We start from the raw sequence: 12767 nt of genomic DNA, 5'->3' as shown, positions 1-12767 counted from the left end.
TCGCAATGTGCATAGTCAGACCGCGACCACGATGATGGCGCCGATCACCAGGACGGCACCGGCCGCCATGGAAGCTGCATACCAGCGCAATTGGCCAGTCTCGCTGCGGCTCAGGGCGGTGTGACCGGCCTTGGCGGCGCGCGGGATCAAACCGATGGTCTGGTCGAGCGGGTCTTTGCGCAGAACGTGGCTGATCGCAAGGTAAGGCTTGACGAACAGTTTGTCGTAGATCCAGTCGAAGCCCCAGGCAGCGAACCACCAGGCCGAAAGGAAGCGGCCAATGCCACTGTTGGCGATGGCGGTGACGAAGCGGCGCTTGCCGAGGAACAGCAGGGCGGCCAACAGGATACCGGCGATGGCGATGGCACCCGAGGCGATTTCCAGGCTGTGCTTGGCTGCACCACCGGCATGACCGGCACTTTCCGGCAGAACACCGGCCAGAGGCGGGGTGATCATGGCGCCGACGAAGGTCGACAGGATGATCAGCACCGACAGTGGCAACCAGTGGGAAATGCCGTGGCCTGCATGGGCTTCAGTCTTGGCTTCACCGTGGAAGGTGATGAAGATCAGGCGGAAGGTGTACAGCGAGGTCATGAACGCACCCACCAGGCCGGCATACAGCAGGCCGTGGTTACCGCTGGCAAAGGCTTCCCAGAGGATTTCGTCTTTCGAGTAGAAACCTGCGGTCACCAGTGGCAGGGCCGACAAGGCCGCACCGCCGACGATGAAGCTGGCGTAGGCCAACGGCAGTTTCTTCCACAGGCCGCCCATCTTGAAGATGTTCTGCTCGTGGTGGCAGGCAACTATCACCGCACCGGAAGCAAGGAACAGCAGGGCCTTGAAGAAGGCGTGGGTCATCAGGTGGAAGATCGCGCCGTCCCAGGCACCAACGCCCAGGGCCAGGAACATGTAGCCGATCTGGCTCATGGTCGAGTAGGCGAGGATGCGCTTGATGTCGGTCTGGACCAGGGCAGCAAAACCTGCCAGTACCAGGGTCACGCCACCCACCAGGCCCACCAGATGCAGAATCTCTGGCGCCAGGGTGAACAGGCCGTGGGTACGGGCAATCAGGTAGACACCGGCGGTCACCATGGTTGCGGCGTGGATCAGTGCCGAAACCGGGGTAGGACCGGCCATCGCATCCGCCAACCAGGTTTGCAACGGCAGTTGCGCGGATTTACCGACAGCGCCGCCCAGCAGCATCAGGGTTGCCAGGGTGATCCAGAAGTCGCCAACCTGGAATTTCTGCGGTGCCAGCACCAGCAGTTCCTGGATGTTCAGCGTGCCCACCTGTTGGAACAGGATGAACAGGCCGATGGCCATGAACACGTCGCCGATCCGGGTCACGATAAAGGCTTTGAGTGCGGCGTTACCGTTGTTGCGGTTGCTGTAGTAGAAACCGATCAACAGGTACGAGCACAGGCCCACGCCTTCCCAGCCGAAGTACAGGAACAACAGGTTATCGCCCAGCACCAGGAACAGCATGCTGGCGATAAACAGGTTGGTGTAGGCGAAGAAGCGCGAGTAACCGGCTTCACCACGCATGTACCAGGACGCGAACATGTGGATCAGGAAGCCCACACCCACCACCACGCCGAGCATGGTGATCGACAGGCCGTCGACGTAGAGGGCGAAGTTGGGCTTGAAGCCCTCCACCGACATCCACTGCCACAGCACCAGGGTGTAGTGACCGCCTTCAGGCGGCGCAACGTTGAATTGCCAGATGACGTAGGCGGCGACAATCGCCGACAGGCCGATGGAACCCACGCCCACCAGGGCCGAGAGGTTTTCCGACCAGCGTCCACGGGAGAACGACAGCAGCAGGAAACCAATCAGGGGAAATACGAAAGTCAGAAAGATCATGTTCATCCGCGCATCTCACTGGCAGCGTCGATATCAAGCGTGTGGAAGCGACGATACAGTTGCAGCAGGATCGCCAGGCCAATACTGGCCTCGGCGGCTGCCAGGCTGATCACCAGGATGAACATCACTTGTCCATCCGGCTGGCCCCAACGGCTACCGGCCACGATGAACGCGAGTGCCGCGGCGTTCATCATGATTTCCAGGCTCATCAACACGAACAGAATGTTGCGGCGGACCATCAGGCCGACCAGGCCAAGGCAGAACAGGATGCCGGCGACCGCCAGACCATGCTCCAAAGGGATAGCAGGCATCGTCATTGCTCCTTGGCTTCGTTGCGGCCCAAGTGGAAGGCGGTGATGGCCGCAGCGAGCAGCAGCATCGAAGCCAGTTCGACCACCAGCAGGTACGGGCCGAACAGGCTGATGCCCACGGCTTTCGCGTCTACGGTGGTGTGGCCGATGGCCTGGCCGCTCTGGTGAGCGAACAGCACATACAGCAGTTCAGCCAGCAGCAGGGCTGCCAGGATCACCGGGCCGAGCCAGATGCCGGGCTTGAGCCAGACGCGTTCCTGGGCGACCGAGGCCGGCCCCAGGTTGAGCATCATCACCACAAACACGAACAGCACCATGATGGCGCCGGCGTAGGCGATCACTTCCAGCACACCGGCGAACGGTGCGCCGAGGCTGAAGAAGGTCATGGCCACGGCGATCAGCGAAATGATCAGGTAGAGCAGGGCGTGCACGGGGTTAGTGTTGGTGATCACGCGAAGCGTGGACACCACTGCAATACCCGATGCGAAATAGAAAGCGAATTCCATCTTTCTTCCTTAAGGCAGCAAGCTCTTCACGTTGATCGGCTCGGCTTCGTTTTGTGCGGCGCCTTTCGGCTTACCGGCAACGGCCATACCTGCAACACGATAGAAGTTGTAATCAGGGTTTTTACCGGGACCAGAGATCAGCAGATCTTCTTTCTCGTACACCAGGTCCTGACGTTTGAACTCGGCCATCTCGAAATCCGGTGTCAGCTGGATTGCGGTGGTCGGGCAAGCTTCCTCGCAGAGGCCGCAGAAAATGCAGCGCGAGAAGTTGATGCGGAAGAAGTCCGGGTACCAGCGACCGTCTTCGGTTTCAGCTTTCTGCAGCGAGATGCAACCTACCGGGCACGCCACGGCGCACAGGTTGCAGGCCACGCAGCGCTCTTCGCCGTCGGGGTCGCGGGTCAGGACAATGCGGCCGCGATAACGCGGCGGCAGGTACACCGCCTCTTCCGGGTATTGCAGGGTGTCGCGTTTGCGAAAGCCGTGACCGAACACCATCACCAGGCTTCGCAGCTGGGTACCGGTACCCTTAACGATGTCGCCAATATATTTGAACATGGGTCAAATCCTCACTGAACCGCGCCCGCTGGCGTGTTCAACAACACAACGGCAGCAGTCACCAGCAAATTGATCAGGGTCAGCGGCAGGCAGAATCGCCAGCTGAAATCCATCACCTGGTCATACCGTGGACGCGGGATGGAAGCGCGCAGCAGGATGAACAACATGATGAAGAACGCGGTCTTCAGGAAGAACCAGAAGAACGCCAGCTGCGGCAGGATGCCGAACGGACCGTGCCAGCCGCCGAAGAACAGCGTGACCAGCAGGGCCGAGATCAAGATGATGCCGATGTATTCACCTACGAAGAACATGCCCCATTTCATGCCGGCGTATTCAATGTGGTAACCGTCGGCCAGTTCCTGTTCCGCTTCCGGCTGGTCGAACGGGTGACGGTGAGTCACGGCGACGCCAGCGATGAAGAAGGTACAGAAGCCAAAGAACTGCGGAATGATGAACCACAGGTTCTGCGCCTGGTACTCGACGATGTCGCGCATGTTGAACGAGCCCACCTGCACCACGATGCCCATCAGCGCGAGGCCCATGAACACTTCGTAGGAGACGGTCTGGGCCGAGGCCCGCAAGCTGCCCAGGAGGGCGAACTTGTTGTTGCTCGACCAACCGGCGAACAGCACCGCGTAGACCGACAGGCCGGCCATGGCGAAGAAGAACAGCAAGCCGATGTTCAGGTCCGCCACGCCCCAGGTCGGGGTGATCGGGATGATTGCGAAGGCAATCAGCAAGGCGCTCATGGCCACGACCGGTGCCAGGGTGAAGATCACCTTGTCGGCAAACGGCGGGGTCCAGTCTTCCTTGAAGAACATTTTCAGCATGTCGGCGGCGATCTGGAACATACCAAACGGGCCAACGCGGTTCGGACCGTAACGGTCCTGCCACCAGCCCAGCAGGCGACGTTCGACGAAGCTGAGCAAGGCGCCCGCCACGACCACGGCCAACAGGATCACGATGGCCTTGACCACCGCGATGATCACGTCGATCACTTCAGGGGTGAACCAGGTCATTGAGCTGCCTCCTGCAGACCGTCAACGGTGAGGCCGAAGATCGCCGGAGGAATCCCCGCGAGGCCTTTTGGCAATGCAACCAGGCCAGCACCCAACTCTTCGTTGATGCGCAGTGGCAGACGCAGGGTCTTGCCGGCGACGTTCAAGCTGAGCATGGCACCGTCGTTGACGCCCAGGCGGTCGGCTTCGGACTTGGCAACAGACACGTAGGCTTGTGGGATGCGCTCTTGTACCGGCGCGGCTTTGGAAGAGGTTTCTTCGCTGCCGAACAGGTGGAAGAACGGCACAACCTGCCAGGTGCCCTGGGCCGGATTGAACGGACGCGGAACGCTGGCGAACCAGTTCAGCGAGTCACCGGTGCTTTCGATCAGGCGGGTGCCCGGGTCGCCAGCACGGATGTGACCACCGACTTCGTCCTGGAACTTGTTCCAGGCTTGCGGCGAGTTCCAGCCCGGCGACCAGGCAAAAGGCACCTGCTGACGTGGCTCGACCGAACCCGAGTAACCTTCCATGGAGAAGGCGAACGCGGTGTCGTTGTCTTGTGGCGTACGTGGCTCATGCACGCTGATGTCAGCACGCATGGCGGTACGGCCGGAGTAACGCAGCGGTTCACGGGCCAGCTTCATGCCCTTGATGCGGAACGAGGCAGACGGTGCCGCGTCGACGATGCGTGCCAGTTGCGGTGCTGCTGCGGCTGCGGCAGCAGTCACGTGGTCGAGCTGGGTCCAGTCGATCGGCTGGTTCAGCAGGGTAGCGCGCAGGGCATGCAGCCAGCGCCAGCCTTCGTGAACCAGGATGCTGGCGTCCATGTACTTCGGATCGAACACCTGGAAGAAGCGCTGGGCGCGGCCTTCCTGGCTGACCAGGGTACCGTCGCCTTCAGCAAAGCTGGCGGCGGGCAGTACCAGGTGGGCGCGGTCGCTGGTGGCGGTTTTCTGGTGGTCGGCAACGATCACCACTTTGGCCGCGTTCAGCGCTGCGTCGATCTTGGCCGAATCAGTACGGGTGTACAGGTCGTTTTCCAGTACCACGATCGCATCGGCGCTGCCGTCGGTCACGGCTTGCAGGGCGGCGTCCAGGGACTCGCCACCGAGCATGGCCAGGCCAAGGCTGTTAGCCTCTGGCACGATCAGGCTGATGGAACCGTTCTTCTCGCGCAGCTTCAAGGCTTTGGCAATGTTGGCAGCGGCTTCGATCAGCGCCTTGGAACCCAGCGAGGTACCGGCAATGATCAATGGACGCTTGGCGGCCAGCAGGGCGTCAGCAATACGCTTGGCCAGTTCAACGGCTTCAGCGTCCAGGCCTTCAACGGCCGGCGCGCTGGCGTCGAGGGCGTGGGCCACGGCGAAACCGATGCGGGCCAGGTCGTCAGGCGCGGCGTGTACGCATTCTTCAGCGATGTCGTCGAGCTTGGTCTCAGCCAGGCTGGCGATAAACAGCGGGTTCAGCGCGTGCTGGCCGATGTTTTTCACCGCAGCGTCGAGCCAAGGCTGGACGCGCATGGCGTCGGCCATGTCTTCGGCCTTGCCTTTTACCGACTGGCGCAGGGACAGGGCCACGCGTGCAGCGGTTTGGGTCAGGTCTTCACCGAGGACGAAGATCGCATCGTGGTCTTCGATGTCGCGCATGTTCGGAACCGGCAGCGGGCTGTCGTTCAGGACTTGCAGTACCAGGCGGATACGCTCCAGCTCACCGGCTTCGATACCGGAGTAGAAGTGCTCGGCACCTACCAGCTCGCGCAACGCGTAGTTGCTTTCGAGGCTGGCGCGGGGCGAACCGATACCGACGATGTTGCGACCGCGCAGCAGGTCAGCGGCTTTATCCAGTGCTTCGTCGAGGCTCAGCTTGGCGCCACCGGCCAGCAGTGGCTGACGTGGGCGGTCTTCGCGGTTGACGTAGCCATAGCCGAAACGGCCACGGTCGCACAGGAAGTACTGGTTGACCGAACCGTTGAAGCGGTTTTCGATCCGACGCAGTTCGCCGTAGCGCTCACCCGGGGAGATGTTGCAACCGCTGGAGCAGCCATGGCAGATGCTCGGCGAGAACTGCATGTCCCACTTACGGTTGTAGCGCTCGGAGTGAGTCTTGTCGGTGAACACACCGGTCGGGCAGACCTCGGTGAGGTTGCCGGAGAACTCGCTTTCCAGGGTGCCGTCTTCAACGCGACCGAAGTACACGTTGTCGTGGGCGCCGAACACACCGAGGTCGGTACCGCCGGCGTAGTCCTTATAGAAGCGCACGCAGCGGTAGCAAGCGATGCAGCGGTTCATCTCGTGGGAAATGAACGGGCCCAGTTGCTGGTTCTGGTGGGTACGCTTGGTGAAGCGATACCGGCGCTCGTTGTGGCCGGTCATCACGGTCATGTCTTGCAGGTGGCAGTGGCCGCCTTCCTCACACACAGGGCAGTCGTGCGGGTGGTTGGTCATCAGCCATTCGACGACGCTGGCGCGAAACACTTTCGCTTCTTCGTCTTCGATGGAGATCCAGCTGCCGTCGGTGGCAGGGGTCATGCAGGACATCACGATACGACCACGGGTGTCGTTCTCGTCGGTGTACTGCTTGACCGCGCACTGGCGGCAAGCGCCAACGCTGCCAAGGGCGGGGTGCCAGCAGAAATATGGAATGTCGAGGCCTAGCGACAGACACGCCTGTAACAGGTTGTCTGCCCCATCGACTTCGAGCTCTTTGCCGTCTACGTGGATAGTGGCCATGGTTCAAAGTTCTTCGTTGGCCCGGTGTCAGCGGGCGTGGCTAATGGAATCTTGTTATTCATGTGCATCAACACAGCCTTGAAGGCGTCAGCACATGAGAAGGCGAAGGGCACGGACCCTTCGCCTTTTTAAGCGTTACGCGCCGACAACAATCGGCCTTGCCAGAGGCGGGACGGCGGCGCTGGTAGGCGCGATGCCGGCTTCGAACTCCGAGCGGAAGTATTTGATCGCGCTGCCCAATGGCTCCACGGCGCCCGGTGCGTGAGCACAGAAGGTCTTGCCTGGGCCGAGGAAACCGACCAGACCCAGCAGGGTCTCGATATCACCCTCGCGGCCTTCGCCGTTTTCCAGGGCCATCAACAGCTTGACGCTCCATGGCAAACCGTCGCGGCACGGGGTGCAGAAGCCACAGGATTCACGGGAGAAGAACTGCTCCATGTTGCGCAGCAACGACACCATGTTCACGGTGTTGTCCACGGCCATGGCCAGGCCAGTACCCATACGGGTGCCCACCTTGCCGATGCCGCCGGCGTACATTTGTGCGTCGAGGTGCTCAGGCAGCAGGAAGCCGGTACCGGCGCCGCCTGGCTGCCAGGCCTTGAGGGTGTAGCCGTCGCGCATGCCGCCGGCGTAGTCCTCGAACAGCTCCCGTGCGGTCACGCCGAAAGGCAGTTCCCACAGGCCCGGGTTCTTGACCTTGCCGGAGAAGCCCATGAGCTTGGTGCCCATGTCTTCGCTGCCTTCGCGGGCCAACGACTTGTACCACTCCACGCCGTCGCCGATGATTGCCGGCACGTTGCACAGGGTTTCAACGTTGTTCACGCAAGTCGGCTTGCCCCACACGCCCACGGCGGCAGGGAAGGGCGGCTTGGAACGCGGGTTGGCGCGGCGGCCTTCGAGGGAGTTGATCAGTGCGGTTTCTTCACCGCAGATGTAACGCCCGGCGCCGGTGTGCACGAACAGTTCGAAATCGAAACCCGAACCGAGGATGTTTTTACCCAGCAGGCCGGCTGCCTTGGCTTCTTCCACGGCACGGGTGAGGTGCTTGGCGGCGGTGGTGTACTCGCCACGCAGGAAGATGTAGCCACGGTAGGTTTTCAGCGCGCGAGCACTGATCAGCATGCCTTCGATCAGCAGATGGGGCAGTTGCTCCATCAGCATGCGGTCTTTCCAGGTGTTCGGCTCCATTTCATCCGCGTTGCACAGCAGGTAACGGATGTTGATGGATTCGTCTTTCGGCATCAGGCCCCACTTGACCCCGGTGGGGAAGCCTGCGCCGCCGCGGCCTTTGAGGCCTGCGTCTTTCACGGTCTGGACGATGTCGTCCTGGGCCATGTCGGCAAAGGCTTTGCGCGCGGCCGCGTAACCGTTCTTGGCCTGGTACTCGTCGAGCCAAACGGCTTCGCCGTCGTCACGCAGGCGCCAGGTCAGCGGGTGAGTCTCAGCCGTGCGCTTGATGCGGTTGGCAGGACCGAAGGAAGTCAGGGTCATGGGTAGCCCTCGAGCAATTGGGTGACGCCAGCAGGCTGTACGTCACCGAATGTGTCGTCGTCGATCATCAACGCCGGCGCCTTGTCACAGTTGCCCAGGCAGCACACCGGCAGCAGCGTGAAGCGGCCATCCGGAGTGGTTTGGCCCAGGCCGATGCCCAGCTTGCTCTGGATCTCGCTGACCACAGACTCGTGGCCACCGATGTAGCAGACCATGCTGTCGCACACGCGAATGATGTGGCGGCCAACCGGCTGGCGGAAGATCTGGCTGTAGAACGTCGCCACGCCTTCAACGTCGCTGGCGGGGATGCCGAGGATCTCGCCGATGGCGTAGAGGGCGCCGTCGGGCACCCAGCCACGTTCCTTCTGGACGATCTTCAAGGCTTCGATCGACGCCGCGCGCGGGTCTTCGTAGTGATGCAGCTCGTGCTCGATGGCCGAGCGCTCGGTTTCACTCAAGGTGAAACGGTCTGTCTGGATAAGCGTGCTATTCATGCTTAGCGGTCCACGTCGGCCATAACGAAATCGATACTACCCAGGTACGCAATCAAGTCCGCGACCATTTCACCTTTGATCACCGAAGGGATCTGCTGCAGGTGCGGGAAGCTTGGCGTACGAATCCGGGTGCGGTAGCTCATGGTGCCGCCATCGCTCGTCAGGTAATAACTGTTGATACCCTTGGTCGCTTCGATCATCTGGAAGGACTCGTTGGCCGGCATCACCGGGCCCCACGAAACTTGCAGGAAGTGCGTGATCAGGGTTTCGATGTGTTGCAGCGTGCGCTCTTTCGGCGGCGGCGTGGTCAGCGGGTGATCCGCCTTGTACGGGCCTTCCGGCATGTTGCGCATGCACTGTTCGATGATCTTCAGGCTCTGGCGCATTTCTTCGACGCGCACGATGCAGCGGTCGTAGGCATCGCCGTTGGCCGCCAGCGGGACTTCGAATTCGAAGTTCTGGTAGCCGGAGTACGGGCGCGCTTTACGCAGGTCGAAATCGCAACCGGTGGAACGCAGGCCAGCACCGGTGACGCCCCATTCCAGGGCCTCTTTGGTGTTGTACTGGGCGACGCCGATGGTCCGGCCCTTGAGGATGCTGTTGTCCAGGGCGGCTTTCTGGTACTCGTCCAGACGCTTGGGCATCCAGTCGATGAATTCCTTGACCAGGCGCTCCCAGCCACGCGGCAGGTCGTGGGCAACACCGCCGATGCGGTACCAGGCCGGGTGCAGGCGGAAGCCGGTGATGGCTTCGATGACCTTGTAGGCGCGCTGACGGTCGGTGAAGGTGAAGAACACCGGGGTCATGGCGCCGACGTCCTGGATATAGGTACCCAGGAACAGCAGGTGGCTGGTGATCCGGAAGAACTCGGCCATCATGATGCGGATGGTGTCGACCTTGTCCGGCACCTTGATGCCGGCCAGCTTCTCGACCGAGAGCACGTACGGCAGGTTGTTCATCACGCCGCCGAGGTAGTCGATACGGTCGGTGTACGGGATGAAGCTGTGCCACGACTGACGCTCGGCCATCTTCTCGGCGCCACGGTGGTGGTAGCCGATGTCCGGCACGCAGTCGACGATTTCTTCGCCGTCCAGTTGCAGGATGATGCGGAAGGCACCGTGAGCCGAAGGGTGGTTCGGGCCCAGGTTGAGGAACATGTAGTCTTCGTTGGTGCCGGAGCGCTTCATGCCCCAGTCTTCCGGACGGAAGCGTGCAGCCTCTTCTTCAAGCTGCTGCTTGGCGAGGGTCAGGCTGAAGGGATCGAATTCGGTGGCGCGGGCAGGGAAGTCCTTGCGCAGCGGGTGACCTTCCCAGGTCGGCGGCATCATGATGCGCGACAGGTGCGGGTGGCCCGGGAAGTCGATGCCGAACATGTCCCACACTTCACGCTCGTACCAGTTGGCGTTGGGCCAGATACCGGTCACGGTCGGGACGCTCAGGTCGCTCTCGGAGAGGGCCACCTTGATCATCACGTCGCTGTTACGTTCCAGCGACATCAGGTGGTAGAACACGGTGAAATCGGCGCCGCTCGGCAGTCCCTGGCGCTTGGTGCGCAGGCGCTCGTCCACGCCATGCAGGTCATAGAGCATGACGTACGGCTTGGGCAGGTTGCGCAGGAAGCTCAGGACTTCGACGAGCCTGGCACGCGCCACCCACAGCACCGGCATACCGGTGCGTGTGGCCTGGGCGGTGAAGGCGTCAGGGCCAAAACGGTTATTGAGTTCGACGACCACATCCTGGTCGTCTGCCTTATAAGGCGGGATGTACAGAGCACTGCCTGTAGTCATGGTTTTTTATCGCTTTCGGTCAACGTAAAGAATGAAGCCAGGTTTTCGTTCTATAAAAGAAGCGGTTCTGGATCAGACTTCGTCGGGGCTGCGCAGGTTGGTTACCTGAATACGCTGTTCGCGGCGCTGTTCCTTTTGTGACGGCATCTCGGCGCGGTATACGCCTTGATCTCCGACAACCCAGGAAAGTGGGCGACGCTCCTTGCCAATCGATTCCTGCAACAGCATCAAGCCTTGCAGAAATGCTTCAGGGCGGGGCGGGCAGCCAGGCACGTAGACGTCCACGGGCAGGAACTTGTCCACCCCCTGAACTACGGAGTAGATGTCGTACATGCCACCGGAGTTGGCGCACGAACCCATGGAGATAACCCACTTTGGCTCGAGCATTTGCTCGTAGAGACGCTGAATGATCGGCGCCATCTTGATAAAGCAGGTACCGGCGATAACCATGAAATCCGCCTGACGCGGCGATGCCCGGATAACTTCGGCGCCAAAGCGCGCGATGTCGTGGGGCGCCGTGAAGGCGGTGGTCATTTCCACGTAGCAGCAGGACAGACCGAAGTTGTACGGCCACAGGGAGTTCTTACGTCCCCAGTTGACCGCGCCACTCAGCACGTCTTCCAGCTTGCCCATGTAGATGTTTTTGTGGACTTGGTCTTCTAACGGATCGGAAACGGTTTCCCGTTCGCCGATGGGGTACTGCTCGTTAGGAGCATCCGGGTCGATCCTGGTGAGATTGTATTGCATCGCCAAAGCCTCATTGTTTCAGCTTCGCTTGCCGCTTACGACGAGCTTCCGGAGCCCAGTCAAGGGCGCCCACTCGGAATAGGTAGACAAGGCCTGCCAACAGAATTGCTATGAAAACGAGGGCTTCGACGAATCCGGTCCAGCCGCTTTCGCGGACGGACACAGACCAGGCAAAGAGAAAAAGGGCTTCGATATCGAAGATCACGAAGAGCATCGCGACCAGATAGAATTTGGCTGAGAGCCGCAAGCGGGCGCCACCTGTAGGCAGCATGCCGGACTCGAACGGTTCATTTTTGCTGCGGCCCCAGGCTTTTGACCCGAGGAGGCTGGAGACACCGAGCATGAAGGCGCAGAGGCCGACAACACCGAGGAGGAAAATGGCAAAGCCCCAGTTGTGGGCCATGAGTCCTGTCGCTTCGGTCATGCTGGAAATCCTTAACAGAGAGCAAAGGTCTCTGAGCTCGAAAAAGTAACGATGCAGTGACGATATGTCGCAGCGCAATCAATCGCGGTGATTTTATGGCTAAACACCGGGCAAGTAAAATTCCTATAGCGAAATTATTCGATGGAATAAGGACATAGTGCACCTTCTTGGGGCTGTAGCCCTTGTGGGGCGGGCATTAGCGGGCATTTCACCAATTATGTTTTGTTTAAGCTGTAAAGAAGTTTTCATGCTCTAAATGATAATGAATATTGTTTGCGTGGATTTTAAACAGCTGTTCGGGGTTTAGCGGAGGAAGTTGCTGTTACTTGTGCGGGTGGTGTTAGTTGGTAAAGCGGATCTTTTAACTGACTTTGCGGGTGGGGATACCGCTCTGGATCAATGTTTTGGTCGAAATTTGGTGGTGAAGGGGGGCGTAGGGGGCTGTATACATATCCGTTGCTGCGGTAACGGAGCGGGTCACTTTTGGCAAACGCCCGGAATGCCGGCCCTGCCAAAATTAACCAAAAGGTCTTTGCCCACCACTCGGTGCCTCGCCTAGGCTCGACAGCTGCTACGGGCGGGGTGGCTCTGCTTTTCTGTGGGAGCTGGCTTGCCTGCGATGCAGACACCTCGGTGGATCAGGTACACCCAGTTGATGCTATCGCAGGCAAGCCAGCTCCCACATTTGACCGTGCCCGCTTTAGCTTTTGATTTTGCTTCTAAACACTCAAGCCGGCCGGTAGGCCGCTGTGCTCTTGCTGTTGATCTTGTTCTTAGGCGCCCCGTTAAACCACGCTGGCCGAACGCAGGCTTTGGAGCGTGGGTAACCCGGCAGGACGCCGGGTTAGCCGCGCTG

The 12767-nt window shown here is 60.5% G+C and carries 11 protein-coding genes; all 11 read right to left on the bottom strand.

All coding sequences use genetic code 11. The annotated features are described in order from the left end of the window. Positions 1-15: 15 nt before the first annotated feature. The 11 genes from nuoL to JFU58_RS03600 all read right to left on the bottom strand — a co-directional run bounded on the left by nuoL (position 16) and on the right by JFU58_RS03600 (position 11911). Positions 16-1869, bottom strand: a complete 1854-nt coding sequence (nuoL, locus tag JFU58_RS03650) for an NADH-quinone oxidoreductase subunit L (RefSeq protein WP_177027527.1) — start codon at positions 1867-1869, stop codon at positions 16-18. After that, positions 1866-2174 carry an NADH-quinone oxidoreductase subunit NuoK gene (gene nuoK / locus JFU58_RS03645; protein ID WP_003219560.1) on the bottom strand — a complete coding sequence of 103 codons (309 nt, stop codon included), beginning with the start codon at positions 2172-2174 and terminating at the stop codon, positions 1866-1868. Before nuoK ends, nuoL begins: the two co-directional genes overlap by 4 nt. A 2-nt stretch (positions 2175-2176) precedes the next feature. Continuing rightward, entirely contained in the window at positions 2177-2680 is a 504-nt protein-coding gene (gene nuoJ, locus JFU58_RS03640; RefSeq protein WP_017476146.1) for an NADH-quinone oxidoreductase subunit J, read from the bottom strand. A 9-nt stretch (positions 2681-2689) separates the two neighbouring features. After that, the gene (gene nuoI, locus JFU58_RS03635; RefSeq protein ID WP_003174725.1) at positions 2690-3238 is read right to left on the bottom strand and encodes an NADH-quinone oxidoreductase subunit NuoI; all 549 of its coding nucleotides are present in this window, start codon (positions 3236-3238) and stop codon (positions 2690-2692) included. A gap of 11 nt (positions 3239-3249) precedes the next feature. Next, positions 3250-4257, bottom strand: a complete 1008-nt coding sequence (gene nuoH, locus JFU58_RS03630) for an NADH-quinone oxidoreductase subunit NuoH (protein WP_003219563.1) — start codon at positions 4255-4257, stop codon at positions 3250-3252. Beyond that, on the bottom strand, positions 4254-6968 hold the full coding sequence (gene nuoG, locus JFU58_RS03625; RefSeq protein WP_201139860.1) for an NADH-quinone oxidoreductase subunit NuoG: 2715 nt from the start codon (positions 6966-6968) through the stop codon (positions 4254-4256). The genes nuoH and nuoG overlap by 4 nt, the downstream gene beginning before the upstream one ends. 135 nt (positions 6969-7103) lie before the next feature. Then, on the bottom strand, positions 7104-8459 hold the full coding sequence (nuoF, locus tag JFU58_RS03620) for an NADH-quinone oxidoreductase subunit NuoF (RefSeq protein WP_063031425.1): 1356 nt from the start codon (positions 8457-8459) through the stop codon (positions 7104-7106). Then, on the bottom strand, positions 8456-8953 hold the full coding sequence (gene nuoE, locus JFU58_RS03615) for an NADH-quinone oxidoreductase subunit NuoE (protein ID WP_003219568.1): 498 nt from the start codon (positions 8951-8953) through the stop codon (positions 8456-8458). Before nuoE ends, nuoF begins: the two co-directional genes overlap by 4 nt. A gap of 2 nt (positions 8954-8955) precedes the next feature. Beyond that, positions 8956-10740, bottom strand: a complete 1785-nt coding sequence (gene nuoC / locus JFU58_RS03610) for an NADH-quinone oxidoreductase subunit C/D (protein WP_003219570.1) — start codon at positions 10738-10740, stop codon at positions 8956-8958. Positions 10741-10812: 72 nt separating this feature from the next. Continuing rightward, positions 10813-11487, bottom strand: coding sequence for a NuoB/complex I 20 kDa subunit family protein (locus JFU58_RS03605; RefSeq protein ID WP_003219572.1), 675 nt, complete (start codon positions 11485-11487; stop codon positions 10813-10815). A gap of 10 nt (positions 11488-11497) precedes the next feature. Further along, on the bottom strand, positions 11498-11911 hold the full coding sequence (locus JFU58_RS03600; protein WP_003219575.1) for an NADH-quinone oxidoreductase subunit A: 414 nt from the start codon (positions 11909-11911) through the stop codon (positions 11498-11500). Positions 11912-12767: the final 856 nt, after the last annotated feature.

Origin of the sequence: Pseudomonas sp. TH34 (assembly GCF_016650865.1) — a bacterium.
Classification (GTDB): Bacteria; Pseudomonadota; Gammaproteobacteria; order Pseudomonadales; family Pseudomonadaceae; genus Aquipseudomonas; species Aquipseudomonas yamanorum.
Note: the sequence above shows the minus strand (reverse complement) of the source record. Positions and strands in the feature narration are given on the sequence as shown.

Bases quoted from the DNA above. Each gene is read 5' to 3' on its own strand.
- nuoG (WP_201139860.1), bottom strand. From the start codon at position 6,968: ATGGCCACTATCCACGTAGACGGCAAAGAGCTCGAAGTCGATGGGGCA.
- nuoJ (WP_017476146.1), bottom strand. From the start codon at position 2,680: ATGGAATTCGCTTTCTATTTCGCATCGGGTATTGCAGTGGTGTCCACG.
- JFU58_RS03605 (WP_003219572.1), bottom strand. From the start codon at position 11,487: ATGCAATACAATCTCACCAGGATCGACCCGGATGCTCCTAACGAGCAG.
- nuoF (WP_063031425.1), bottom strand. From the start codon at position 8,459: ATGACCCTGACTTCCTTCGGTCCTGCCAACCGCATCAAGCGCACGGCT.
- nuoE (WP_003219568.1), bottom strand. From the start codon at position 8,953: ATGAATAGCACGCTTATCCAGACAGACCGTTTCACCTTGAGTGAAACC.
- nuoI (WP_003174725.1), bottom strand. From the start codon at position 3,238: ATGTTCAAATATATTGGCGACATCGTTAAGGGTACCGGTACCCAGCTG.
- nuoK (WP_003219560.1), bottom strand. From the start codon at position 2,174: ATGCCTGCTATCCCTTTGGAGCATGGTCTGGCGGTCGCCGGCATCCTG.
- nuoH (WP_003219563.1), bottom strand. From the start codon at position 4,257: ATGACCTGGTTCACCCCTGAAGTGATCGACGTGATCATCGCGGTGGTC.
- nuoC (WP_003219570.1), bottom strand. From the start codon at position 10,740: ATGACTACAGGCAGTGCTCTGTACATCCCGCCTTATAAGGCAGACGAC.
- JFU58_RS03600 (WP_003219575.1), bottom strand. From the start codon at position 11,911: ATGACCGAAGCGACAGGACTCATGGCCCACAACTGGGGCTTTGCCATT.
- nuoL (WP_177027527.1), bottom strand. From the start codon at position 1,869: ATGAACATGATCTTTCTGACTTTCGTATTTCCCCTGATTGGTTTCCTG.